Origin of the sequence: Streptomyces sp. NPDC047974 (assembly GCF_040653375.1) — a bacterium.
In the GTDB taxonomy this organism is placed as follows: domain Bacteria; phylum Actinomycetota; class Actinomycetes; order Streptomycetales; family Streptomycetaceae; genus Streptomyces.
In genome coordinates this window covers 265,080-289,293 of the sequence record NZ_JBEZNU010000004.1, presented here as the reverse complement: position 1 = coordinate 289,293, position 24,214 = coordinate 265,080, and the positions used below count along the sequence as shown (strand labels likewise).

Below are 24,214 nucleotides of genomic sequence, written 5' to 3'. Positions count from 1 at the left end.
GCCGATCGGCGGACACCGCCGCTGTTCCCGGCCCGTTCAAGATCCATAACGTGCGGGCATGAAGCTCCCCCTGAGACTCGCCGCCGCCGGCGCCCTCGTCGCCCTGCTCGCGGGCACCGCCCAGGCCGCCGCCCCCTGGCGCCAGGCCGGCGCCGACGCCCGGAGCGGCGTCAGCGGCCTCGCCGCCGAGGGCGCCGGTACCGGCACCGCCCTCGTCGTCCACGACAACAAGCGCCCCGGGCAGCCGCGCCTCTCCCGGCTCGCGTACGGCACCGACCCCGTCACCGTCACCCCGCTGGTCTGGGACGGGGCCGAACCCGTCGACCTGGAGGCCGTCGAGGCGATCCCCGGGATGCCGGGGGAGTACCTCGCCGTCGCCGCGCGCGGGATCGTCTACCGGCTGAGGGTCGCGGGCACCACGGCGACGGTCGTCGAGTACACCCCGCTGCCGGCGATCGGCGAGGGCGACGACGTCGAGGGCTTCGCACTGGTCGCCCGCGACGGCCGGTTCGCCGCCCTGTGGGCCGACCGCGGCGAGGGCGAGAGCCGGCCCGCCACGCTCTACGCCGCCCCGCTCGCCTTCGCCGCCTGGGGCGAGCCGAGGTTCGGCGCCGTCTCCCGGCGCCCCTTCACCGCCCCGTACCCCACGGACGCGGGGACGCGGCACGTCTCCGACATCTCCGTCACCGACTCCGGCCGGATCCTGGTGGGTTCGGCGGCGGACGCCGGCGACGACGGCCCCTTCGACTCCGCCGTCACCGACGCCGGACAGGTCGTCCTCACCGCCACCGGCCGGGTGCGGATCTCCCTCACCGCCCGGCCGGTCCCGCTCGGCACCTTCCCCGGCCACAAGGTCGAGGCCGTCGAGTGCCTCCCCGGCACCGGCGACGCGCTCCTCGGCACGGACGACGAGAACCGGGGCGGGTACGTCCGCACCGCGCCCTACTGCGGCGGCTGACCCGGCCCCGTACGCGCGAACGCCCCGCCGGGTCCGTGCCCGGCGGGGCGTTCGTACGAGGAGCGGCGGAGGGCTCAGACCTTCTCGGCCTCGGCCCCGACCGCCTTCTCGCGCGACTTCTGGAGCGCGAAGCCGACGACCGCGAGGCAGAGCGTCAGCGCGCCCGTCGCGTACAGCTGGATCCGGGTGCCCTCCTCACGGGCCATCAGGAAGAAGATCGCGGCCATGCCGGCCAGCGCCACCCAGGTCAGCACCGGGAAGGCCCACATCCGCACGACCAGCTTCTCCGGCTCCTCGCGCTCGGTGCGGCGGCGCAGCACCAGCTGGGAGGCGGCGATGAAGAACCAGACGACGAGGATGATCGCGCCGATCGTGTTGAGCAGCCAGACGAAGGCCTTGTCCGGCGACCAGTAGCTCAGCAGCACGGCGCCGAAGCCGACGACCGAGGAGAGCAGGACGGCCGGGCGCGGCACGCCGCCGGAGGTGCGGCCCAGCACCTGCGGGCCCTGGCCGCGGCCGATCAGCGAGCGGGCCATGCGGGAGGCGCCGTAGATGTTGGCGTTCATCGCGGAGAGCAGGGCGACGAGCACGACCACGTTCATGATCTGGCCGGCGGCCGGGATGCCCAGGTGGTCGAGGGTGGCGACGTACGGGCCCTTCTCGACGACCGCCTGGTCGTCCCAGGGGACGAGGGTGACGATGACCGCCATCGAGCCGATGTAGAAGAGCGCGATGCGCCACATCGCCGTGCGGACCGCCTTGGCGACGCCCTGCACGGGGTGCTCGGACTCGGCCGCCGCGATGGTGACCGTCTCCAGGCCGCCGTAGGCGAAGACGGAGGCGAGCAGGCCGATGATCAGACCCTCGGAGCCGTGCGGGAAGAAGCCGCCGTCACCGGTGAGGTTGGCGGTGCCGGGGGCGTCCGAGCCGGGCAGGACGCCGGCGATGGCGAGCACGCCGATGCCGAGGAAGAGGACGATCGCGCCGACCTTCAGCGCGGCGAACCAGAACTCGAACTCGCCGAAGTTCTTCACCGCGGCGAGGTTGGTGCCGCAGAAGACCAGCATGAAGAGCGCCACCCAGGCCCACTCGGGGGTGCCCGGGAACCAGCCGGTCATGATGTTGGCGGCGCCGATGCCCTCCAGGCCGACGGCGACGCAGAGCAGGAACCAGAAGGCCCAGCCGGCGGTGAAGCCGGCCCAGGGGCCGAAGGCGCGCTCGGCGTGGACGGAGAAGGAGCCGGAGGCGGGGTTGGCCGCCGACATCTCGCCGAGCATCCGCATCACCAGCATGACGAGCACGCCGGAGATCGCGTAGGCGACGACGATCGAGGGGCCGGCGGCGGCGATGCCGGCGCCGGAGCCGACGAAGAGGCCGGCGCCGATGACGCCGCCGAGGGCGATCATCGACAGATGGCGCTGCTTGAGGCCGTGGGAGAGGCCCTCGGCGGGAGCGGCGGCGCCGCCCTCGCGGTCGGCCTGCGCGGGCGCGGTGGTCCGGGACATGGGCAACCCTGTTCATCAGCTGAGACGGGGAGGGAAGCCCACAGTCTGGGTGTCCGCACCGCTCAGAGGGAACCGATGTCCGCTATACGGTCACGACCTTCACACAAGGTGAAGATTCAGTTCCGTTTCGTCGCGGCCGCGCGGGCCCCCCGCGACGCCCGGACCTCCCTCAGCCACGCGACGAGCAGCACCAGGGCCGTCGCCCCCGCCGACCACAGCACCTGCGGCCGCGCCCCGTCGTCGGTCAGCATCAGGACGAGGACCGCGCCCATCGCCGCCAGCGCCGTCCACGTCAGCCACGGGAAGCCCCACATCCGCAGCGTCAGCGTCTCCGGGGCCTCCCGCTCGATCCTCGGCCGCAGCCGCAGCTGCGACACCGCGATCAGCGCCCACACGAAGAGCAGCACCGCGCCGACCGCGTTGAGCATGTAGAGGAAGACGGAATCCGGCCACTTCAGATTCAGCAGCACGGAGACGAAGCCGAAGGCCACCGAGGCGAGCACCGCGCGCCGCGGCACCCCTCCCGCCGACACCTTCAGCAGCCCCTTCGGCGCCTCGCCGCGCTCGGCCAGCGAGAACACCATCCGGGAGGAGCCGTACAGATTGGCGTTGAGCGCCGAGAGCAGCGCCACGAAGACCACCACGTTCATGATCTGGCCCGCGCCCGGCACCCCGATCGCGTCGAGCACCGCCACGTACGGCGACTCGCCCGGCACCATCGACGTCCACGGCAGCAGGGTCACGATCACCAGCATCGAGCCCACGTAGAAGAGGAGGATCCGCCACACGGCGCTGCGCACCGCCCGCGCCACGTTCCGCGCCGGGTCCTCCGACTCGGCTGCGGCGATGGTGACGACCTCCAGGCCGCCGAAGGCGAAGACCACGGCGAGCACCCCGGAGATCACTCCGGACCAGCCGTTCGGCAGGAAGCCGCCCTGCCCGGTCAGGTTCGCGAGCCCCACCGGATCCGTGTCGGGGAGCCACCCGACGATCGCGAGCGTGCCGAGGGCCAGGAAGAGCACGATCGCGCCGACCTTCAGCGCGGCGAACCAGAACTCGAACTCGCCGAAGTTCTTCACCGCCGCCAGGTTGGCCAGCGTGAAGACGACCATGAAGAGCAGTACCCAGCCCCACTGCGGCACCCCCGGCACCCAGCCGTGCGCGATCCGCGCCGCGCCCGTCGCCTCCACGGCGAGGACGACCACCAGCAGGAACCAGTACAGCCACCCCACCGAGAACCCGGCCCAGCGGCCGAGGGCCCGCTCCGCGTGCACCGAGAACGCGCCGGACGCCGGCATCGCCGCCGACATCTCGCCCAGCATCCGCATCACCAGCATCGCGAGCGCGCCCGCGATCAGGTACGAGAGCACGATGCCGGGCCCGGCGACCGCGATGCCCGCGCCCGAGCCGACGAAGAGACCGGCGCCGATGACCCCGCCGAGCCCGAGCATCGTCAGATGACGCTGCTTCAGGCCGTGCGAGAGCGGCTCCGGTTCGGTGAGCGGGGTGGGCGGTGCGGCGTCGCGCATGGTGGGGGCTCGCGCTCTGGGAGAAGGACGGTGTGCGGGGGGAGCCTCGGTCGGGCTTTATGGAGACCCCACAGTCTCCCTGTTGACACGCTCCTGACGCAAAAGGGACCAGAAGTTGTCTTGCGCCAGTGACAAGCATCACGTGGCGTGTGCTGCCCTCCCGGCTCTTTGTCGGAAACCGATGAAGCCCCGGCCCGAGGCTTTGTCGGCGGCTGACGGTGATCGGCCGTTCACTCCTGGCATAGCGTCGATGAGTCCTGACACCCTCACCCCCGCGGAGTACCGATGAGCACCGCCGCCGCCCCCGTCCGCACCCTCCGTGCGGGCACCGTCCTGGCCGACCTCCTCCCGGCGAGCCGCGTCCGCGACGTCGCCCTCGTCGTCGGCGGCGCCGCCCTCACCGGCCTGGCCGCGCAGCTCACCGTCCCGGTGCCCGGCTCGCCGGTCCCGGTCTCCGGCCAGACCTTCGCCGCCCTGCTCGTCGGCACCGCCCTCGGCGCCCGCCGCGGCTTCCTCTCCCTCGCCCTGTACGCCGTCGTCGGCATGGCCGGTGTCCCGTGGTTCGCGGAGGCGGGCTCCGGCTACGCGATGCCGTCCTTCGGCTACATCCTCGGCATGCTGCTCGCCGCCACCGTCGTCGGCGCCCTCGCCCGCCGGGGCGCCGACCGCTCGGTCCTGCGCACCGCCGGCACCATGGTCCTCGGCTCGGCGATCATCTACGCGGTCGGCGTGCCCTACCTGGCCCTCGCCACCGGCATGAGCCTCGGCCAGGCGGTCGCCGCCGGCCTGACGCCCTTCCTCATCGGCGACGCCCTCAAGGCCGCCCTCGCCATGGGCGCCCTCCCGGCCGCCTGGAAGCTGCTCGGCCGCAAGGGCTGACACCCCCGGAGCCGTACGTACGCGAAGGGCCCGCCGCTCCTCCCCGGAGCGGCGGGCCCTTTCCCGTGCGGGCGCGACTAGTCGCGGGCGGCGGCGGTCTTCTTGACCCGCTCGCGGACCAGCGCGATCGCCAGCACCAGGGCGGCCACCAGCAGCGAGAGCACGACCTGCTCCCGGGCGCTGCCGCCGTCGTAGATCATGTAGCCGAGGACGAAGACGATCATGCCGATCGTCGCCCAGGTCAGGTACGGGAAGAGCCACATCCGCACGACCAGCTTCTCCGGCGACTCGCGCAGGATGATCCCGCGCATCCGCAGCTGGGTCACGCAGATGACCAGCCAGACGAAGAGCGCCACCGCGCCGGAGGAGTTCAGCAGGAAGGCGAAGACGGTGTCCGGCCACTGGTAGTTGAAGAAGACCGCGACGAAGCCGAAGACGACCGAGGAGAGGATCGCGGCCTTCGGCACGCCCCGCTTGTCGACCTTGGCGAAGCCCTTCGGCGCGTCCCCGCGCCGACCGAGCGAGAAGGCCATCCGGGAGGCGGTGTAGAGGCCCGAGTTGAGGCAGGACAGCACGGCGGTCAGGACGATCACGTTCATGATCTGGCCGGCCGCGGGGATGCCGATGGAGTCGAGGGCGGCGACGTACGAGCCCTTCTCCACGATCGACGGGTCGTTCCACGGCAGCAGCGTCAGGACGACGAAGATCGAGCCCAGGTAGAAGACGCCGATCCGCCAGATCACGCTGTTGGTCGCCTTGGTCACGGCCCGCTGCGGGTCCTCCGACTCACCGGCCGCGAGGGTCACGATCTCGCTGCCCATGAAGGAGAAGACCACCATCAGCACGCCGGTGAGGATCGCGCCCGCGCCCATCGGCATGAACCCGCCCGCGTCGGTGAGGTGCGCGAAGCCCGCGCCCGGGTTGTCCGAGCCCGGCAGCACGCCGAAGACGGCGAGCAGGCCGATCACCACGAAGGCGCCGATGGCGACGACCTTGATGCCGGCGAACCAGAACTCGAACTCGCCGTACGAGGCGACCGAGGCCAGGTTCGTCGCGGTGAGCACCACCATCACGATCAGCGCCCAGGCCCACTGGGGAACCGCCGGGATCCAGCTCTCCAGGATGACCGCGCCCGCGGTCGCCTCGACGGCCAGCACGACCACCCAGAAGAACCAGTACAGCCAGCCGATGGTGAATCCGGCCCAGCGGCCGAGCGCCTGGTCGGCGTAGGCGGAGAAAGAGCCGGAGGACGGCCGCGCGGCGGCCATCTCGCCCAGCATGCGCATCACGAACACGACCATGGCGCCGACGAGCGCGTACGAGAGGAGGATCGCGGGGCCGGCCGCGGCGATGCCGGAGCCGGAGCCGACGAAGAGGCCGGCGCCGATGACGCCGCCGATCGCGATCATCGACAGATGGCGGTTCTTGAGCCCGGCCTTGAGGCCGTCGGACTGCGGGGTCTCACCGGGGTCGCCGGTGGTGCCGCCTTCCTTGGCGAGGGTCGGCTGCGTGTTCATGAACGCTTCCTTCGAGTGTGGGGGTGGCTCGGGTCGCGAGCCTGAGATATGAAACCCGGCGACCGGCCGGTACGGAAGCTTTGACTCCGGATCGTGATTCAGGACATATTCGGGTCATAAGGTCCAGACCAGCCGGGACGGAGGTCCGTGACCCGCCGGGACCAAGGTCCCGACCCCGCTGACCCCTGCCCCGTCCCGGCCGTGCCACACTCGAAGCCATGCGCGTCTACATCGGTTCCGACCACGCCGGCTACGAACTCAAGACCCACCTCGTGGAGTGGCTCACGGCCCACGGCCACGAGCCCGTCGACTGCGGCCCCCACATCTACGACGCCCTCGACGACTACCCGCCGTTCTGCCTGCGCGCCGCCGAGAAGACGGCCGCCGACGCGGACAGCCTGGGCATCGTCATCGGCGGCTCCGGCAACGGCGAGCAGATCGCCGCCAACAAGGTCAAGGGCGTCCGTGCCGCCCTCGCCTGGAGCGAGCAGACCGCCGCCCTCGGCCGCGAGCACAACAACGCCAACGTGGTCGCGGTCGGCGCCCGCATGCACACCGAGGAGGAGGCGACCAAGTTCGTCGAGATCTTCCTCGCCACCCCGTACTCCGGCGACGAGCGCCACACCCGCCGCATCGAGATGCTGAGCGCGTACGAGACCGAGGGCGTCATGCCCCCGATCCCGGCCCACCACCCGCAGCAGGGCTGAGCCCGCGCCCGTCCGTGCCGCCGGCCGAACCCGGCGGCACGGCCGCGCCGTTCCGTCACCCAGGAGAACCGCCGTGCCCGAAGGGCATACGATCCACCGCCTCGCCCAGGACCACCGGGAGCGCTTCGGCGGCCGGCCCGTCCGCGCGAGCAGCCCGCAGGGCAAGTTCTCCGACTCCGCCGCCCTCCTCGACGGCTCCGTCCTGGAGACCACCGAGGCCCACGGCAAGCACCTCTTCCTCGGCTTCCCGCGCGACGAGTGGATCCACATCCACCTCGGCCTCTTCGGCAAGGTGAACTTCGGCGACGCCCCCGCGCCCCCGCCCACCGACACGGTCCGCCTGCGGCTCGCGAACCCGGAGTCGTACGTCGACCTCCGCGGCCCCACCACCTGCGCGCTCATCACCGACGCCGAGAAGCGGGCGATCCACGCCCGCCTGGGCCCGGACCCGCTGCGGGACGGGGACGACCCCGACACGGCGTGGCGCCGCGTCGCCAGGTCCCGCACCACGATCGCCGCCCTGCTCATGGACCAGAAGGTCATCGCGGGCGTCGGCAACGTCTACCGCGCCGAGGTCCTCTTCCGCCACGGCATCGACCCCTACCGCGCGGGCAAGGACCTGACGGCGGGGGAGTGGACCGCGATCTGGCAGGACCTGGCCGCCCTCATGCGCGAAGGCGTCCGCCACAACCGCATCGACACGGTCCGCCCGGAACACACCCCCGAGGCGATGAACCGCCCCCCGAGGGTCGACGACCACGGCGGCGAGGTCTACGTCTACCGCCGCGCGAACCAGCCCTGCCACCTCTGCGGCACCGGGATCCGCACGGCCGACCTGGCGGCGAGGAACCTCTTCTGGTGCCCCACCTGCCAGCCCGCGGGGCGCGCCTAGGAGCCGTGCGGCAATCAGGGCGCGCCCGGACCCCGTGCGGCAATCAGGGCGCGCCTAGAAGCCGTGCGGCAGCCACGGCGCGACGCCGGACCCGAACGCGAGCGACGCCTCCGCGAGGGAGCCGTCCCGCAGTTCGGTGACGCGCCCGGCGAGGGCGAGCGAGGCCAGCGACGTACCGCCCAGATACGCCGCCCCCAACTCCCGCGCGGACAGCGCGAGATCAGCCGCGTCCGACGTCCGCGTGCAGGTCGCCCCCTTCGCGTCCCCCGACAGCCGCCACCGCCCCGCGTTCCACGGACAGAACGCGTCCTCGACCTCGAACACCACGTCCACCGGCGCCCGGTACGTCCGCGCCTCCAGCGCCGCCCCCACGTCCACGAGCCGCGCGAACAGCTGCTCCCGCACGGTCGGTTCGCAGCGCCGGACGTCGGAGACCAGGTGCAGCAACGCCGAGTCCACCGGCGCGCTGTTCACCCGCACCTTCGACGTCAGGTCGACCGAGCAGAGGTACCGCCACAGCGCCGCCTCCGCCGCCGGGTCGAGCCCGTACAGCTCGTGCGCCGTCACCGCGCCGTCCGCGCCGGCCCAGCCCCACTCCGCCTTGATCGCGTAGAGGGCGTACCCGACGACCTCCCCGTCCCGCTCCGCCAGCACGCACAGCCTCGGCGAGGCGCCCTCCCTCGACCCCGGCGGGTCGAGCAGCGGCAGCCGCTCCCAGCCGGGCCGGCGGGCCAGCATCCCGGGCCGGCGCGGCACCATCCGCGCGTACACCGACTCCACCACCGCCGAGGCCTCCGCGAGCGGCACCATCCGCAGCGTCACCGCGTCCGTCCCGGCCGGCACGGAGAGCCGCACCCGCGTGGTGTCGATGACGGCCCGCTGCGCCCAGCTCGCCGCCGCGTACCCGAACCGGCCGTAGATCGCGGCCTCCGAGGCGGTGAGCACGGCCAGCGGCTCGCCCAGCTCCCGCACGTCGTCGAGCTGCCGGCGCATCATCGAGGTCAGGATCCCGCGCCGCCGATGCGTTCCGGCCACGCTCACCATCGTCACGCCCGCCGCCGGCACCGAGGCCCCGCCGGGCACGGTCACCCGGAACGAGAACGCCCCCGCCGTCGCCACCGGCGCGCCGCCGTCCCAGACCGCCAGCGAGCGCCCGCACTCGGTGAGGTCCTGCCACAGCGCCCGCTCCTCCGGCTCCTCCGGCACGCCCCCGAAGGCGAGCTCCAGCGTCGCGAACCAGCGATCCCACTCCGAAGGGTCGAGCACCCGCATCTCAGTCGTCATATGCCATCGATATCAGCGGTCTCTGCCCGAGGCGACCCGATTTCACGCACCTTGTCACGGGGGTACCCCTGCACGGGACCGGCCGGGGTGGATAGGGTCCAGGCCAATGGGTGACGGCACGGCGATCGACACGTACGCGGCCCGGCTGCGCAGGCGCGCCCGCCGGGCCCGCGTCGCGCTGCGCCGGACCGGGGTCGACTACTTCCGCGGCGGCGCCTCCGACCGCCTCGCCCTGGCCGGGCTGCTCCTCACCATCCCCGCCATCGTCTGCGGCACCGTCCTCGACCCGGTCTGGTGCTCGCCCACCGCCCTCGTCCTGCCGATCGTGGCCGGCGGGCTGCTGCTGCGCCCCGCCAGCCTCCTCGGCCTGTACGCGGCGTCCGCCGGCGGCCTGATCGTCGAGTCCGCCATCCTCGGCCCGTACGGCGAGGGTCCCGCCCGCGTCACCCCGGGCACCGTCCTCGTGGTCGCCGCCTGCGGCCTCTTCGGGCTGCTCATCGCCCAGTTCCGGGCCCGCGTCGGGGTGCCCTGGCGGCGCGGCGGCACGATGCTCTTCGACCTGCGCGAACGGCTCCGCGTACAGAGCGCGCTGCCGCGGCTGCCGCGCGGCTGGCACCGCGAGATGGCGCTGCGCCCGGCCGGCGGCCAGTCCTTCTCCGGCGACTTCGTCGTCGCCGCCCGCACCCACGGCGGCCGCACCCTGGAGGTCGTCCTCACCGACGTCTCCGGCAAGGGCATGGACGCGGCCTCCCGCTCCCTGCTGCTCTCCGGCGCCTTCGGCGGCCTCCTCGGCTCGCTCCCGCCGCACGGCTTCCTGCCCGCCGCCAACGGCTACCTGCTCCGGCAGAACTGGGACGAGGGCTTCGCCACCTCCATCCACCTCGTCCTCGACCTGGACTCCGGCGACTACGAGCTCTTCTCCGCCGGCCACCTGCCCGCGCTCCAGCTCCACGCCGGCACCGGCCGCTGGGAGGAGAAGGACGGCGACGGACCCCTCCTCGGCGTCTACGACGGCGCGGAGTTCCACCCGGTCAAGGGAACCCTGCACCAGGGCGACGTCCTGATGCTCTTCACCGACGGCCTGGTCGAGGCCGCGGACCGCGACCTCGCCGAGGGCATCGACCGCCTCACCGGCGAGGCCGACCGCTGTGTTCCGGCCGGTTTCGAGGGCGTCGCCTGGCACCTCATCGAGGCGGTGGCCAAGGACGTCAACGACGACCGCGCCCTCCTCATCCTCTCCCGCCCGGCCTGAACCTTCCGGCCCCGCCCGGCGTCCCACGATTCGTCACCCGCCGTCGGGGGCAACGGGGTTGGTGGCACGATAGAGGCGCGGGGGTGTCCGGATATACACCCCGGGGCCAGGCGGGACCGACCTAGGGTGTGATCAGTTGTGGCGATATCGCTGTCCGTGGTGCTGTTGTTGGGAATCGTCCTCGTGGTGCTGATCCGCGGAGGCAGCCTCAAGGGAGGCCCCGCCGTGATCGCCGTCCTCTTCGGCTTCTTCCTCGCCTCCACGGGCATGGCCGACGACATCGAACGCTTCCTGAACTCCGTGACCCAGACGATCAGCGCCATCAGGTTCTGACGGAAAACGGCTCCGGGCCCGGTTCCTCGTCGAGGAACCGGGCCCGGAGCCGTACACAGAGCGGGCGACGGGAATCGAACCCGCGTAGCTAGTTTGGAAGACTAGGGCTCTACCATTGAGCTACGCCCGCACAGCACGCGCCGCAGGTCGGAACCAGGGCGGCACGGGAAGCATCGTAGCCGGTCCGGAGCCGTCCGTGCACGCCCTTGAAAACGGGGGACGTCACAGCGTCCGCGTGCATGTACCCTACGTGTCGCACCGACGGGGTGTGGCGCAGCTTGGTAGCGCGTCCGCTTTGGGAGCGGAAGGCCGTGGGTTCAAATCCCGCCACCCCGACCAGCATGATCCGCGCCTCGCGCACCCGGGGCTCCGACCTCGCGGGTTCTTGATCACGTTGTGGGCCCCATCCCACGTGCGGTTACTATGCAAGCTGCGTGCCCGTGTGTCTTTCTGACCGGGCCCATCGGCCGGAACCGCATCGCGCGGCCCGTCCGGAATCCAGGAATCAGCCACCAAGGAGACCGAACCGTGAAGAGCGCCGTGGAGACCCTGAACCCGACCCGGGTTCGGCTCACTGTCGAGGTGCCCTTCGAGGAGCTCAAGGACAGCCTCGACGCGGCGTACAAGAAGATCAACCAGCAGGTCACGGTCAAGGGCTTCCGCAAGGGCAAGATCCCCGCGCGCGTCATCGACCAGCGCTTCGGCCGTGGCGCCGTGCTGGAGGAGGCCGTCAACGACGCGCTCCCGAAGTTCTACAACGAGGCCGTGACCGAGGCCGAGGTCAACCCGCTGGGTCAGCCCGAGGTCGACATCACGGAGCTGAAGGACGGCGAGCTGCTCTCCTTCACCGCCGAGGTCGACGTCCGCCCGACCATCGAGATCCCGGACTACTCCGGCATCGAGGTCGAGGTCGACGCCATCGAGGTCACCGACGAGGACATCGAGAAGTCCGTGGAGCAGCTCCGCGAGCGCTTCGCCTCGACGAACCCGGTCGAGCGCGCCGCCGTCGAGGGTGACGTCGTCACCGTCGACCTGACCGCCAAGGTCGACGGCGAGGTGCTGCCCGACGGCATCGCCGACGGTGTCTCGTACACCATCGGCTCCGGCGAGCTGCTCGACGGCATCGACGCCGCCGTCACCGGCCTGGAGGCCGGCGGCGAGGCCACCTTCACCTCCGAGCTGAAGGGCGGCTCGGCCGCGGGCAAGGAGGCCGAGGTCACCGTCAAGGTCACCGCCGTCGCCGCCCGTGAGCTCCCCGAGCTCGACGACGAGTTCGCGCAGATGGCCTCGGAGTTCGACACCCTCGACGAGCTCAAGGCCGACAGCCGCAAGCGCCTCGAGAACATGAAGCAGTTCGACCAGGCCACCCAGGCCCAGGAGCGCGTCCTGGAGAAGTTCCTGGAGCTGGCGGAGATCCCCGTCCCCGAGAAGCTGCTCGAGGACGAGGTCAACACCCGCAAGCACAACCTGGAGCACCACCAGCTCGGCCAGATGGGCCTGAGCCTGGAGAAGTACCTGGAGCTCCAGGGCAAGACGGTCGAGGAGTTCGAGGCCGAGACCAAGGAGCAGGCGGTCAAGGGCATCAAGACCCAGTTCCTCCTCGACGAGCTGGTCTCCAAGGAGGAGCTGAACGTCGAGCAGGAGGAGCTCACCGAGCACCTCTTCCGCCGTGCCGCCTCCTCCGGCATGTCCCCCGACCAGTTCGCCCAGGCCGTCGTCCAGGGCGGCCAGGTGCCGATGCTGGTCGGCGAGGTCGCCCGCGGCAAGGCCCTCGCGGTCGTCGTCGAGGCCGCCAAGGTCGTCGACACCAACGGTGAGGTCGTCGACCTCTCCGACGACGAGGACGAGGACGAGGTCGAGGCCGCCGCCGAGACGGTCGAGGCCGTCACCGGCGAGGCCGAGGTCGCCGAGGAGAAGTAGGCCCCACCAGGCCGACGCCGGGGCCCCGCCCCGCGCGCTCCGTACCGCGCCACGGGCCCGGACGCACAGCAGTGCGTCCGGGCCCGTGGACGTACGCGGGCTCTTTATGCGCCGCCAACTACCTTGCGCTCCCAGCGAACAGTTCGGGAACCGGGATGGCGTTGTCCTACCTGCGCGTTAGGGTCCATGGATACGGGGGCACTGCCCTCTGAACGAGACGCTGAGACGGCCCGGGGCCGTCGGAGACGAGCAGGTGGATACGTGACGAATCTGAAGCCTTACGCCGCGGGTGAGCCGTCCATCGGTGGCGGCCTCGGCGACCATGTCTACAACCGGCTGCTCGGCGAGCGCATCATCTTCCTCGGCCAGCAGGTCGACGACGAGATCGCCAACAAGATCACCGCCCAGATGCTCCTCCTGGCCGCCGACCCGGAGAAGGACATCTTCCTCTACATCAACAGCCCCGGTGGCTCGGTGACGGCCGGCATGGCCGTCTACGACACCATGCAGTACATCCCCAACGACGTCGTGACCATCGGTATGGGCATGGCGGCCTCGATGGGCCAGTTCCTGCTCACCGGCGGCACCCCCGGCAAGCGCTTCGCGCTGCCGAACACCGACATCCTGATGCACCAGGGCTCCGCCGGCATCGGCGGCACCGCCTCCGACATCAAGATCCAGGCCGAGTACCTCCTTCGCACGAAGAAGCGTATGGCCGAGATCACCGCGCACCACTCCGGCCAGACCGTCGAGGCGATCATCCGCGACGGCGACCGTGACCGCTGGTTCACCGCGGAGGAGGCCAAGGAGTACGGCCTCATCGACGACATCATCACGCACGCCGCGGGTGTTCCGGGCGGCGGCGGCACGGGCGCCTGAGCGTCCCAGGCCCGCCGAAGAGACCCAGCCCCCCGCCGAACGCCACCAGGACGGTGAACACCCACATGCAGAACAACCTCTCCCCGAGCGGCCTGTACACCGGCGCGCCGATGGACAACCGCTACGTCGTGCCCCGCTTCGTCGAGCGCACCTCGCAGGGCGTGCGCGAGTACGACCCGTACGCGAAGCTCTTCGAGGAGCGCGTGATCTTCCTCGGCGTGCAGATCGACGACGCCTCGGCCAACGACGTCATGGCGCAGCTGCTGTGCCTGGAGTCGATGGACCCGGACCGGGACATCTCCATCTACATCAACAGCCCCGGCGGCTCCTTCACGGCGCTCACGGCCATCTACGACACGATGCAGTTCGTGAAGCCGGACATCCAGACGGTCTGCATGGGCCAGGCGGCCTCCGCCGCGGCCGTGCTGCTCGCCGCCGGCACCCCCGGCAAGCGGATGGCCCTGCCGAACGCCCGTGTGCTGATCCACCAGCCCTCCGGCGGCACCGGCCGCGAGCAGCTCTCCGACCTGGAGATCGCGGCCAAGGAGATCCTGCGCATGCGTGACCAGCTGGAGACCATGCTGGCCAAGCACTCCACGACGCCGATCGAGAAGATCCGCGACGACATCGAGCGCGACAAGATCCTGACGGCCGAGGACGCCCTCGCGTACGGCCTGATCGACCAGATCGTCTCGACCCGCAAGAGCACGGCCGCCGCGGCGCACTGACGCCCGACCTTCCCTCGGCACGGTCCACGCGGCTCGTGTGGCCGAATCACGACCATGTGAACCGTGCCAAGGGGGGCCCGAACGGGGGGCCCGGCAAGGTACCGTCGAATATGAGGCACCAGGAGTCGCTGAACCAAGCGCTCCCAGGCGAAGGGGAAGCACCTCGTGGCACGCATCGGTGATGGCGGCGATCTGCTCAAGTGCTCGTTCTGCGGAAAGAGCCAGAAGCAGGTGAAGAAGCTCATCGCGGGACCCGGTGTGTACATCTGCGACGAGTGCATCGACCTCTGCAACGAGATCATCGAGGAGGAACTCGCGGAGACGAGCGAGGTGCGCTGGGAAGAACTTCCCAAGCCCCGCGAGATCTACGAGTTCCTCGAGGGTTACGTCGTCGGCCAGGAGCCGGCGAAGAAGGCCCTCTCGGTCGCTGTGTACAACCACTACAAGCGCGTCCAGGCCGGCGAGAACGGCGGCGCGCAGGGCCGTGACGACGCCATCGAACTGGCCAAGTCCAACATCCTGCTGCTGGGCCCCACGGGCTCCGGCAAGACGCTCCTGGCCCAGACGCTGGCCCGGATGCTCAACGTCCCGTTCGCCATCGCCGACGCGACGGCGCTGACGGAGGCCGGCTACGTCGGCGAGGACGTCGAGAACATCCTGCTCAAGCTGATCCAGGCCGCGGACTACGACGTCAAGAAGGCCGAGACCGGCATCATCTACATCGACGAGATCGACAAGGTCGCCCGTAAGAGCGAAAACCCGTCGATCACGCGCGACGTCTCCGGCGAGGGCGTGCAGCAGGCCCTCCTGAAGATCCTGGAGGGCACCACGGCCTCCGTCCCGCCGCAGGGCGGCCGGAAGCACCCGCACCAGGAGTTCATCCAGATCGACACGACGAACGTGCTCTTCATCGTGGGCGGCGCCTTCGCCGGCCTGGAGAAGATCATCGAGTCGCGGGCGGGCGCCAAGGGCATCGGCTTCGGGGCGACCATCCGCTCCAAGCGCGAGATCGAGGCGAGCGACCAGTTCCAGGAGGTCATGCCGGAGGACCTGGTGAAGTTCGGGATGATCCCCGAGTTCATCGGCCGTCTCCCCGTCATCACCTCGGTCCACAACCTGGACCGCGAGGCCCTCCTGAAGATCCTCGTCGAGCCGCGCAACGCACTGGTGAAGCAGTACCAGCGCCTCTTCGAACTCGACGGCGTGGAGCTGGACTTCGACCGCCCGGCCCTGGAGGCCATCGCCGACCAGGCCATCCTCCGCGGCACCGGCGCGCGCGGCCTGCGCGCCATCATGGAGGAGGTCCTCCAGTCGGTGATGTACGAGGTCCCGTCCCGCAAGGACGTCGCCCGCGTCGTCATCACCGCCGACGTCGTCCGCGACAACGTCAACCCGACCCTGGTCCCCAGGATCGTCAAGAACGACGGCCGCCACGAGAAGTCGGCGTAACCGCCGCACCACGCCGAAGGGGCGCCCCACCGGAATCCCGGCGGGGCGCCCCTTCGCGTTGCGCCGTGCGCGTCAGATCTTGACGCGGACTTCCTTGCGGAGCTTGGCGGCGATGGCGGCGACCTCTTCGGGCGTGCCGGCCTTGCCGGTCATCAGGTCGGCCAGATTGAAGTGCATCACGTAGCCGACGGTGCTGTGGTCGCCCCAGAGGCAGACGGGCATCGTCAGTTCCTTGGGGCCGAGGCCGCCGGAATCGGCACCCGTCGGGGCCTTGACCTCCTGGCACTTCAGCACGGCGCCGTCGAAGCCCTCGGGGGTGTACGGCTTGGGCTCGCCGACGAGCTCGCCCTTCTCCTTCTCGTCCTTCTCCGCCTCGGCCTCGGCCTTCATGTTGGCGAAGATGGCGTCGACGGTCTTCTCCGGGTCCTCGATCTCGCCGTACACGCCGCCGAACTGGAGCATCTTGCCGGCGAGCGGGTTCGACTTGTCCTCGACCTTCCAGGAGCCGTTGACCTCCTGAGGGTTCTTGACGCCGTACTTCGCGGCGTCCTTGACGAGGTCGTCGTTGCCCGAGCCGCCCCCGCTGGAGGCGTCCTTCTTGTACTCGGTCAGCACCGTCTCCGGCGTGACCAGCTTGTGGGGGCCGTCGTTCGCGACGTCGGCGCCGCCACCGCCGCCGATCAGGAAGTACGCGCCGACCGCGATCGCCGCGACGACGGCGACCGCGCCGATGACGATCGGGGTCTTGGACTTCTTCGGGGCCGGCGGGTGGGGCACGTAGCCGCCGGGGCCCTGGGGGGCGCCGTACTGCGGCTGCTGGCCGTACGGGTTCGCCTGCTGCTGGGGGTAGCCGTACGGCTGCTGCTGCGGCGGCACGCCCTGGGGGGCCTGCTGGGGGTAGCCGTAACCGGGCTGACCCTGCGGCTGGCCGTACGGGCCGGGCTGCTGGCCGTAGGGCCCGGGCTGCTGGGGCTGCTGGCCCCCGTACGGACCCGGCTGGTTGTAGCTCATCGACTGCTTCCCCTCACAGGACGTTTATGCGTAGCGAACATCCTGGCGGAAAGCTTTCGGCGATGGGGCGGCGGGGGGCACACCGTTACCGAACCATCGCGTTTCGGGACTCGACCCTCACCCCCCTAAACTGGGCCCGTGACCGAGAACACTCAGCAGCAGACAGCGCCCACCACCGAACTGCCGACCCAGTACACGCCGGCCGAGGTAGAGGGGCCGCTGTACGAGCGCTGGGTAGAGCGCGGGTACTTCGAGGCGGACGCGAAGAGCGACAAGCCGCCGTACACCATCGTCATCCCGCCGCCGAACGTCACCGGCGCCCTGCACCTGGGCCACGCCTTCCAGGTGACGCTGATGGACGCCCTGACCCGCCGCAAGCGCATGCAGGGCTTCGAGACGCTCTGGCTGCCGGGCATGGACCACGCCGGCATCGCGACCCAGAACAAGGTCGAGCAGCAGCTCGCCGAGGAGGGCAAGTCCCGCCACGACCTGGGCCGCGAGGCGTTCGTCGAGCGCGTCTGGCAGTGGAAGGAGGAGTACGGCGGCCGGATCCTCGGCCAGCTGCGCCGCCTCGGTGCCGGCCTCGACTGGTCGCGCGAGCGCTTCACCATGGACGAGGGCCTGTCCAAGGCCGTCCAGAAGATCTTCAAGGACCTCTACGAGGACGGTCTGATCTACCGCGCCGAGCGCATCATCAACTGGTGCCCGCGCTGTCTGACGGCCCTCTCCGACATCGAGGTCGAGTACCAGGAGGACGCCGGCGAGCTGGTCTCCATCCGGTACGGCGAGGGCGAGGACAGCCTGGTCGTCGCCACCACCCGCGCCGAGACGATGCTCGGCGACACCGCCGTCGCCGTCCACCCGGAGGACGAGCGGTACAAGCACCTGGTCGGCAAGCGGATCAAGCTGCCGCTGACCGACCGCACGATCCCGGTCGTCGCCGACGAGCACGTCGACCCGGAGTTCGGCACCGGCGCCGTCAAGGTGACCCCCGCACACGACCCGAACGACTTCGCCATCGGCCAGCGCCACGACCTGCCGACGCTGACGGTCATGGACGAGCACGGCATCATCACCGTCCACGGCCCCTTCCTCGGCCTGGACCGCTTCGAGGCCCGCTCGGCGATCGTCGGCGCGCTCAAGGAGCAGGGCCGGATCGTCGCCGAGAAGCGCCCGTACATGCACTCCGTCGGCCACTGCTCGCGCTGCAAGACGACCGTCGAGCCGCGCCTGTCGATGCAGTGGTGGGTCAAGGTCGGCCCGCTGGCGCAGGCCGCCGGCGACGCCGTCCGCGACGGCTCTGTCGACATCCACCCGAAGGAGCTCTCCAAGCGCTACTTCGACTGGGTCGACAACATGCACGACTGGTGCATCTCGCGCCAGCTGTGGTGGGGCCACCGCATCCCGATCTGGTACGGCCCCGAGGGCCAGGTCGTCTGCGTCGGACCCGACGACGAGGCGCCGACGGGCGAGGGCTGGACGCAGGACCCGGACGTCCTCGACACCTGGTTCTCCTCCGGCCTGTGGCCGTTCTCCACGCTCGGCTGGCCGGAGAAGACCCCGGACCTGGCGAAGTTCTACTCGACCGACGTCCTGCTCACCGGCCACGACATCATCTTCTTCTGGGTCGCCCGGATGATGATGTTCGGCCTGTACTCGATGGACGGCCAGGTCCCGTTCAAGACGGTCGCGCTCACCGGTCTCGTCCGCGACGAGTTCGGCAAGAAGATGTCGAAGTCGAACCCGAACGCGGTCGACCCGATCACCTGGATGGACGCGTACGGCTCCGACGCCGTCCGCTTCACCCTGGCCAACGGCGCCACCCCGGGTGCCGACGTCCCGATCGGCGAGGACTGGGTCAAGGCCTCCCGGAACTTCGCCAACAAGATCTGGAACGCGACCCGCTTCGCGCTGATGAACGGCGCCACGATCGAGGGTCCGCTGCCGGACGTCTCCGAGCTGTCGGCGACCGACCGCTGGATCCTGTCCCGTCTCAACGAGACGGTCGCGCGGGTCGACGCGTACTACGACGACTTCCAGTTCGCGAAGCTGAGCGAGTCGCTTTACCACTTCGCGTGGGACGAGGTCTTCGCCTGGTACGTCGAGCTGTCGAAGACGACCTTCTTCGCGGGCGGCGAGGGCGCCAAGGTCTCCGGCCGCGTCCTCGGCGAGGTGCTGGACGTCATGCTGCGCCTGCTGCACCCGATCGTCCCCTTCGTCACCGACACCCTGTGGACCACCCTCACCGGCGGGGAGTCCCTCGTCGTCGCGGAGTGGCCGAAGGACAGTGGCTTCCGCGACGAGGCGGCCGAGCAGGAGATCGAGCTGGTCCAGCGGCTCGTCACCGAGGTCCGCCGCTTCCGCAAGGAGCAGGGCCTGCAGGACGCCCAGAAGGTCCCGGCCCGTCTGGACCTGAGCGGTACGGCGCTGGCCGCGCACGAGGCGGCCATCCGCCAGATCCTGCGCCTCCAGCCGGAGGGCGACGCCTTCGAGGCGACCGCCTCCCTGCCGGTCGCCGGCTGCACCGTCTCGCTCGACCTCTCCGGCACCATCGACGTCGCCGCCGAGCGCAAGCGGCTCGCGAAGGACCTGGCCGCCGCCGAGAAGGAGAAGGCGCAGGCCGTGGCGAAGCTCGGCAACGAGGCCTTCCTCGCCAAGGCGCCCGACAACGTCGTGGACAAGATCAAGGGCCGCCTCGCCAAGGCGGACGAGGACATCGCCCGCATCCAGGCGCAGCTGGAGAAGCTGCCGCAGGCGTAGCGCGTACGGAGGAAGGGCCCGGAACCGTCACGGTTCCGGGCCCTTCCGCGTGCCGGGGAGCGTCAGGACTCCGTCGCCACCGGGCCGACGCCCGCCGTCTCCGCGTTGCGGCGGGTCTTGGCCCAGCCGGTGCGGCCGCGCAGGAGGCGGACGAAGCCGCGGGCCGAGACGAGGAACAGGTGGTAGGCGTAGAGCCAGAGGGCGAGGCCCCACAGGACGCCCTTGACGCGGGAGCGGTCGTCGGCGAACTCGCGGCGGTAGACCGGGCCCCAGAGCACGAAGGGGACGATCGACAGCAGGGCGAGGCCGAGGGCGAGGGGCCAGGCGGCGAGGACGACCTCGGCCGCGCTGCCGCCGGCGAGGAGCGCGACCAGCATGACGGCGGTCAGCAGCAGCGTCGCCAGGTGCGCGAGCGGCTGGAAGAAGGTGTAGAGGGACTCCAGGACGCCGCGGGCCCGGTAGTGCCGGGAGGAGACGATCCGGCCGGTGTAGCGGACGCAGGAGATGTTGCCCTGCGCCCAGCGGGTGCGCTGGGTGAGGAAGCGGCGGGTGTACGGCAGCGCCTCCTGGCTCACCCAGGTGTCGTGGACGTGGGTGACCCGGTAGCCGGCGAGCCGCATGTGCAGGCCGAGTTCGTAGTCCTCCAGGAGCGCGTCCCGCTGCCAGGGGCGGCGTTCGGCGGCGGCGATCCGGTCGAGCGCGGTGAGGCGGGTGAACTGGCCGTTGCCGCCGAGACCGGCCGAGCCGGTACGCACCCGCAGCAGCTGCATGGCCGTGTTGGAGACGGCGAACTCCGCGTCCTGCATGCGGATCAGGAGGCGCGCGTAGGCGTTGGCGAGCCGGCCGCGGTCGGCCAGCGGGCGCTCGTCGTCGACGTTCCGCATCCGGACGCCGATCTGCACGCCGCCCATGTCGGGGTCGCCGAAGGCGCGGGGGCCGCTGACGAGGGCGAGCGCGTCGGGCGAGACCTGCCCGTCGGCGTCGACGACGCAGACGATCACCCGGGCGCGGTCGGTGCCGGCCGGCAGGTGTCCGTTCAGCGCGTCGTAGGCGGCGTTGAGCGCCGCGCCCTTGCCGACGCGGGCGTCGGGGCGGTGGCGGGAGACCAGGTGGACGCGCGGGTCGCGGGCGCGCATCGAGGTGACGATCGGGGCGGTCAGGTCGTCGCTGGCGTCGTCGATGACCCACACGTGCCCGGCGGGGAAGTCGGCGCGCAGCCGGGCGACGGTGGTGGCGATCACCGCCTCCTCGTCGCGGCAGGGCACGAAGAAGTGCCAGTCGTACGCGCCGGGTTCGCCCGGCTCGGTGGGCCGGCGGCGGGCGTACGCGTGCCGGGCCCCCGCCCAGTACACGAGGAAGCCGCCGAGGAGGAGGAACGGGAAGACGTAGAGGAGGAGCGGGAGGCTCATGGGGACGGACTCCGGTGGGTCGGCAGGAGGTCGGGTGGGTCAGGCGGCCATCGCGTGGTCCGGGGCGCGGAGCGCGCGCTCCTTCGCGAGGTGCGCGGTGAGCTCCGCGATCCGGTGCGACGCGGTGCCGTCGCCGTACGGGCTGGGCAGCGCGGCGAGCCGGCGCAGGCCGGGCGGCCCCTCGTCGAGGCGGCGGCGGACGGCGGCGCCGATCGGCGGGCCGGGGGCGACGAGTTCGGCGAAGTCGGCCATGGCCTCGGGGCGTTCGGTGGAGCGGCGGACGACGACCAGCGGGCGGCCGAGGACCGTGGTCTCCTCCTGGACGCCGCCGGAGTCGGAGACGAGGACGGCCGCGTGCCGGGCGAGGGCCAGGAAGGTGCCGTAGCCGGCGGGCGGGAGGACGGTGACGCCGTCGAGGAGTCCGCCCAGTCCGGCCGCGTCGATCCGGGCCCGGGTGCGGGGGTGCAGCGGGAGGACCACCGGGAGCCGGTCCGCGAGGGCGGCGAGCTCGGTGAGGACGGCGCGCAGGGCCGCGTGGTCGTCGGTGTTCTCGGGGCGGTGCACGGTGGCCAGGACGTAGCCGTCGGCGGGCAGCCCGTGCGCGGCGAGCAGCCGGGCCCGCTCCCCGGCCGGCGGCAGGTGGTCGCGTACGGCTTCGACGACGGGGTTGCCGGTGACGGCGATCCGCTCCTCGGGGAGGCCCTCGGCGAGCAGCAGCGCGCGGTTGTCGGGGGTGGCGGCGCACAGCAGGTCGGCGAGGCGGTCGATGAGGACCCGGTTGTGCTCCTCGGGCATGGCCCGGTCGTGGCTGCGGAGCCCGGCCTCGACGTGGACGAGCGGAAGGTCGCGGGCGTTGGCGGCGAGGGCGCCGGCGAGGGCGGCGTTGGTGTCGCCCTGGACGATCACCGCGAGCGGCGGTTCGGCCTCGAAGAGCTCGTCGAGGGCGCCGAGCGCGGCGGAGACCTGGACGGCCCGGGGGCGGCCGCCGACGCCGGTGAGGTACTCCGGCTCGGGCAGGCCCAGCTCGGCCAGGAAGCCGCCCGACAGCTCCTCGTCGTAGTGCTGTCCGGTGTGGACGACCCGGGCGGCGGGGCCGAGGATCCGGATGAGCTCGGCGAGCTTGACCAGCTCGGGGCGGGTGCCGAGGACGAGGGCGACGCTGCGGGCGGGAAGGGTGTGCATGGCCTCGACGGTGGCCGGGGCCGGTGGCGGGGGGCGGTGGCGGATGGTTGCCGGACGGTTGCTCCGGCCGCCGCGGGCGGTTTCGTGACGGTGGGCCCGGGACCTTGGTCCCGGGCCCGGGTGTTCTCCGTCACCCGGAGTGGTAGCGGTAGCCGAGGCCGCGGACGGACTCGATCGGGTCGCGGGAGTGCGGCCCGCCCGCGTACCGCAGCTTCCGGCGCAGCCGCAGCACCCCGAACTTCACCCGGTCGCGGCCGACGGCGGAGGCGTCGTCCCACACCTGGTCGAGCAGCTGCTCCGTGGTGACGACCCGGCCGCGGTTGCGGACCAGGAGCTGCAGCAGGCGGTACTCGATGTCGCTGAGCCGGATCTCGCCGCCCAGCCAGAGCGCGGAGCGGCGCTCGGGCACCAGGCGCAGGTCCTCCTCGACGGTCTCGCCGGCCCAGGTGCCGGGCCCGGCGCGCCGGAGCAGGGCCTCGACGCGGGCGAGCAGCTCGGCCTGGGCGAACGGTTTCACCAGGTAGTCGTCGGCGCCGGAGCGCAGCCCCCTGACCCGGTCGTCGAGCTCGCCGAGGCCGGAGAGGACGAGGACCGGCAGATCGCTCATGTCCCGGGTGCGGTCGAGCACCTCCCAGCCGTCGAGGCCGGGCAGGACCAGGTCGAGCACCATCAGCGCGGGCCGCTCGGCGAAGAGCAGCCGCAGCGCCTCCCGGCCGTCGGCGGCGAGGGAGACGTCGTGGCCGCCGCGGGTGAGCAGCACGCGCAGCGCGAGGGCGAGGTCGGGGTCGTCCTCGACGACGAGGAGCCGGGTCACGGGCCCGGGTCCCGGCCGTCCGCCGCGCCGGGCAGCGGGAGGCGGAGGGTGAAGACGGCGCCGGGGCCGTCGGGGCGGTCGTGGACGGTGAGGGTGCCACCGTGCAGCCGGACCGCCTCCCGGGCGCCCGCCAGGCCGAGGCCGGTGCCGGGGTAGCCGCCGCGCCGGGCGTTGGGGGCGCGGACGTACGGGGTGAAGACCTCCTCCTGGTACTCCAGCGGGACGCCGATCCCGGTGTCCCTCACCTGGACGGTCCAGTGGCCGTCCGCCGGCCGCGCGGCCAGCTCCACCCGCCCGTCGGCGGGGGTGAACCGCAGCGCGTTGGCGACCAGCTCCTCCAGGGCGCCGGTGAGCAGCCAGCCGTCGGCGAGCAGCGGGGGACCGCCGGCCGGGGCGTCGACGGTGAGGTACGGCCCCGCTCCGCCGGTCCGCTGGAGCGCTTCCAGGGCCACCCGCTCGACCAGCTCGGGGACGAGGACCCGGCCGCGCCGGGGCTCGGCGCGGCGCGGGTCCGGCGGGTCCTCGCCGGCGGCCCGGGGGAGGTCGGCGGCGATCGAGGTCATCCGGCGGGCGTTGCGCAGGATCGCCTCCAGGTAGGAGGTCCGCTCCGGGTCGAGCGGGCCGCTCGCCGGGTCCAGGAGGAGCTCGGCGAAGCTGACGACGGTGGCGAGCGGGGTGCGCAGCTCGTGCAGGGCGCGGCCGGCGAAGGCGGTCCGCTCGTCGGTGAGCTCCGCGAGCCGGCGGACGCGCCGGTCGAGGTCGTCGCGGGCCTCGTGCTGCCGGGTGACGTCCTCGATCAGCAGCAGGTGCGCGGAGGGCGGCCGGCCGGGGGCGCCGACGGGGGAGCGGCGGCGGCGCAGGATCCGCCCGTCCGCCAGGTGGTGGTCGGCGATCCGGGTGACGGGTCCGTGGGGGAGGGCGTCGGCGAGGAAGCGCTCGCGCTCCGCCGGACCCGCGAGGAGCGCGGCCACGTGGTCGAGGAGCCGCTCGCGGCCCCCGGGGCCGGTCGGGTCGAGGTCGTCCGGCACGTGGAGCAGGGTCCGGAAGCGCCGGTTGACCCGGAGGATCCGCCGGTCGGCCGCGACGAGCGCGGCGGCCTGCGGCAGCGCGTCGAGCAGCTCGGCGGCCGGTGGTTCCATGGCCGCCGGGTCCGTGGCGGCAGGGGTGTCGGGCACGCTCCGAGTCAAACAGGAATGCGGATGAAGT

The 24,214-nt window shown here is 71.9% G+C and carries 20 protein-coding genes and 2 tRNA genes; 12 read left to right on the top strand and 10 right to left on the bottom strand.

Annotated elements, in window-relative coordinates; all coding sequences use genetic code 11:
• The first annotated feature begins 58 nt into the window (after positions 1 to 58).
• Positions 59 to 958 carry a hypothetical protein gene (locus tag AB0E19_RS09065; RefSeq protein ID WP_362175592.1) on the top strand — a complete coding sequence of 300 codons (900 nt, stop codon included), beginning with the start codon at positions 59 to 61 and terminating at the stop codon, positions 956 to 958.
• Positions 959 to 1,032: 74 nt separating this feature from the next.
• On the opposite strand, the gene AB0E19_RS09060 is transcribed toward AB0E19_RS09065, so the two are convergent.
• A complete protein-coding gene (locus tag AB0E19_RS09060) occupies positions 1,033 to 2,463 on the bottom strand; it encodes an amino acid permease (RefSeq protein WP_362175589.1) in 1,431 nt (476 codons plus the stop codon).
• A gap of 116 nt (positions 2,464 to 2,579) precedes the next feature.
• The gene (locus AB0E19_RS09055; protein ID WP_362175586.1) at positions 2,580 to 3,992 is read right to left on the bottom strand and encodes an amino acid permease; all 1,413 of its coding nucleotides are present in this window, start codon (positions 3,990 to 3,992) and stop codon (positions 2,580 to 2,582) included.
• Positions 3,993 to 4,277: 285 nt separating this feature from the next.
• Here AB0E19_RS09055 and AB0E19_RS09050 point away from each other — a divergent pair, with 285 nt between their 5' ends.
• Positions 4,278 to 4,871: a biotin transporter BioY gene (locus tag AB0E19_RS09050; protein WP_362175583.1), complete on the top strand. Its 594-nt coding sequence runs from the start codon at positions 4,278 to 4,280 to the stop codon at positions 4,869 to 4,871.
• A 77-nt stretch (positions 4,872 to 4,948) separates the two neighbouring features.
• Here AB0E19_RS09050 and AB0E19_RS09045 read toward each other — a convergent pair whose 3' ends face one another.
• Entirely contained in the window at positions 4,949 to 6,388 is a 1,440-nt protein-coding gene (locus AB0E19_RS09045; protein WP_362175580.1) for an amino acid permease, read from the bottom strand.
• A 218-nt stretch (positions 6,389 to 6,606) separates the two neighbouring features.
• Between AB0E19_RS09045 and AB0E19_RS09040 the strand changes: the two genes are divergently transcribed.
• Both AB0E19_RS09040 and AB0E19_RS09035 read left to right on the top strand, forming a co-directional pair.
• Entirely contained in the window at positions 6,607 to 7,095 is a 489-nt protein-coding gene (locus tag AB0E19_RS09040) for a ribose-5-phosphate isomerase (protein ID WP_360603081.1), read from the top strand.
• 73 nt (positions 7,096 to 7,168) lie between these two features.
• On the top strand, positions 7,169 to 7,987 hold the full coding sequence (locus tag AB0E19_RS09035; protein ID WP_362175576.1) for a DNA-formamidopyrimidine glycosylase family protein: 819 nt from the start codon (positions 7,169 to 7,171) through the stop codon (positions 7,985 to 7,987).
• A 54-nt stretch (positions 7,988 to 8,041) separates the two neighbouring features.
• Here AB0E19_RS09035 and AB0E19_RS09030 read toward each other — a convergent pair whose 3' ends face one another.
• The gene (locus AB0E19_RS09030) at positions 8,042 to 9,271 is read right to left on the bottom strand and encodes a GNAT family N-acetyltransferase (protein ID WP_362175573.1); all 1,230 of its coding nucleotides are present in this window, start codon (positions 9,269 to 9,271) and stop codon (positions 8,042 to 8,044) included.
• Between the two features lie 106 nt (positions 9,272 to 9,377).
• Here AB0E19_RS09030 and AB0E19_RS09025 point away from each other — a divergent pair, with 106 nt between their 5' ends.
• Both AB0E19_RS09025 and AB0E19_RS09020 read left to right on the top strand, forming a co-directional pair.
• Positions 9,378 to 10,523 carry a PP2C family protein-serine/threonine phosphatase gene (locus AB0E19_RS09025; protein WP_362175570.1) on the top strand — a complete coding sequence of 382 codons (1,146 nt, stop codon included), beginning with the start codon at positions 9,378 to 9,380 and terminating at the stop codon, positions 10,521 to 10,523.
• Between the two features lie 138 nt (positions 10,524 to 10,661).
• Positions 10,662 to 10,856 (top strand): hypothetical protein, encoded by a 195-nt coding sequence (locus AB0E19_RS09020; protein ID WP_362175567.1) that lies wholly within the window; start codon positions 10,662 to 10,664, stop codon positions 10,854 to 10,856.
• Positions 10,857 to 10,915: 59 nt separating this feature from the next.
• On the opposite strand, the gene AB0E19_RS09015 is transcribed toward AB0E19_RS09020, so the two are convergent.
• Positions 10,916 to 10,986 (bottom strand) — tRNA-Gly (locus tag AB0E19_RS09015).
• A gap of 132 nt (positions 10,987 to 11,118) precedes the next feature.
• Here AB0E19_RS09015 and AB0E19_RS09010 point away from each other — a divergent pair.
• The 5 genes from AB0E19_RS09010 (at position 11,119) to clpX (ending at position 15,832) form a co-directional block, all read left to right on the top strand.
• Positions 11,119 to 11,195: transfer RNA gene (locus AB0E19_RS09010), tRNA-Pro, on the top strand.
• Positions 11,196 to 11,384: 189 nt separating this feature from the next.
• On the top strand, positions 11,385 to 12,776 hold the full coding sequence (gene tig / locus AB0E19_RS09005; RefSeq protein ID WP_362175564.1) for a trigger factor: 1,392 nt from the start codon (positions 11,385 to 11,387) through the stop codon (positions 12,774 to 12,776).
• Positions 12,777 to 13,037: 261 nt separating this feature from the next.
• A complete protein-coding gene (locus AB0E19_RS09000; RefSeq protein WP_360603070.1) occupies positions 13,038 to 13,655 on the top strand; it encodes an ATP-dependent Clp protease proteolytic subunit in 618 nt (205 codons plus the stop codon).
• Between the two features lie 65 nt (positions 13,656 to 13,720).
• Positions 13,721 to 14,383 (top strand): ATP-dependent Clp protease proteolytic subunit, encoded by a 663-nt coding sequence (locus AB0E19_RS08995; protein WP_031011927.1) that lies wholly within the window; start codon positions 13,721 to 13,723, stop codon positions 14,381 to 14,383.
• A gap of 165 nt (positions 14,384 to 14,548) precedes the next feature.
• The gene (clpX, locus tag AB0E19_RS08990; protein WP_128980430.1) at positions 14,549 to 15,832 is read left to right on the top strand and encodes an ATP-dependent Clp protease ATP-binding subunit ClpX; all 1,284 of its coding nucleotides are present in this window, start codon (positions 14,549 to 14,551) and stop codon (positions 15,830 to 15,832) included.
• A gap of 72 nt (positions 15,833 to 15,904) precedes the next feature.
• On the opposite strand, the gene AB0E19_RS08985 is transcribed toward clpX, so the two are convergent.
• A complete protein-coding gene (locus AB0E19_RS08985) occupies positions 15,905 to 16,843 on the bottom strand; it encodes a hypothetical protein (RefSeq protein WP_362175559.1) in 939 nt (312 codons plus the stop codon).
• Positions 16,844 to 16,981: 138 nt separating this feature from the next.
• On the opposite strand from AB0E19_RS08985, the gene AB0E19_RS08980 reads away from it, so the two are divergent.
• Positions 16,982 to 19,603, top strand: a complete 2,622-nt coding sequence (locus tag AB0E19_RS08980; protein ID WP_362175556.1) for a valine--tRNA ligase — start codon at positions 16,982 to 16,984, stop codon at positions 19,601 to 19,603.
• 62 nt (positions 19,604 to 19,665) lie between these two features.
• Here the strand turns inward: AB0E19_RS08980 and AB0E19_RS08975 are convergent, their stop codons facing one another.
• The 4 genes from AB0E19_RS08975 to AB0E19_RS08960 all read right to left on the bottom strand — a co-directional run bounded on the left by AB0E19_RS08975 (position 19,666) and on the right by AB0E19_RS08960 (position 24,183).
• On the bottom strand, positions 19,666 to 21,012 hold the full coding sequence (locus AB0E19_RS08975; protein ID WP_362175553.1) for a glycosyltransferase family 2 protein: 1,347 nt from the start codon (positions 21,010 to 21,012) through the stop codon (positions 19,666 to 19,668).
• Positions 21,013 to 21,051: 39 nt separating this feature from the next.
• Positions 21,052 to 22,194 carry a UDP-N-acetylglucosamine 2-epimerase (non-hydrolyzing) gene (wecB, locus tag AB0E19_RS08970; protein WP_362175550.1) on the bottom strand — a complete coding sequence of 381 codons (1,143 nt, stop codon included), beginning with the start codon at positions 22,192 to 22,194 and terminating at the stop codon, positions 21,052 to 21,054.
• Positions 22,195 to 22,324: 130 nt separating this feature from the next.
• Positions 22,325 to 23,008 carry a response regulator transcription factor gene (locus AB0E19_RS08965; protein WP_362175547.1) on the bottom strand — a complete coding sequence of 228 codons (684 nt, stop codon included), beginning with the start codon at positions 23,006 to 23,008 and terminating at the stop codon, positions 22,325 to 22,327.
• Positions 23,005 to 24,183: an ATP-binding protein gene (locus AB0E19_RS08960; protein WP_362175544.1), complete on the bottom strand. Its 1,179-nt coding sequence runs from the start codon at positions 24,181 to 24,183 to the stop codon at positions 23,005 to 23,007. The genes AB0E19_RS08965 and AB0E19_RS08960 overlap by 4 nt, the downstream gene beginning before the upstream one ends.
• Positions 24,184 to 24,214: the final 31 nt, after the last annotated feature.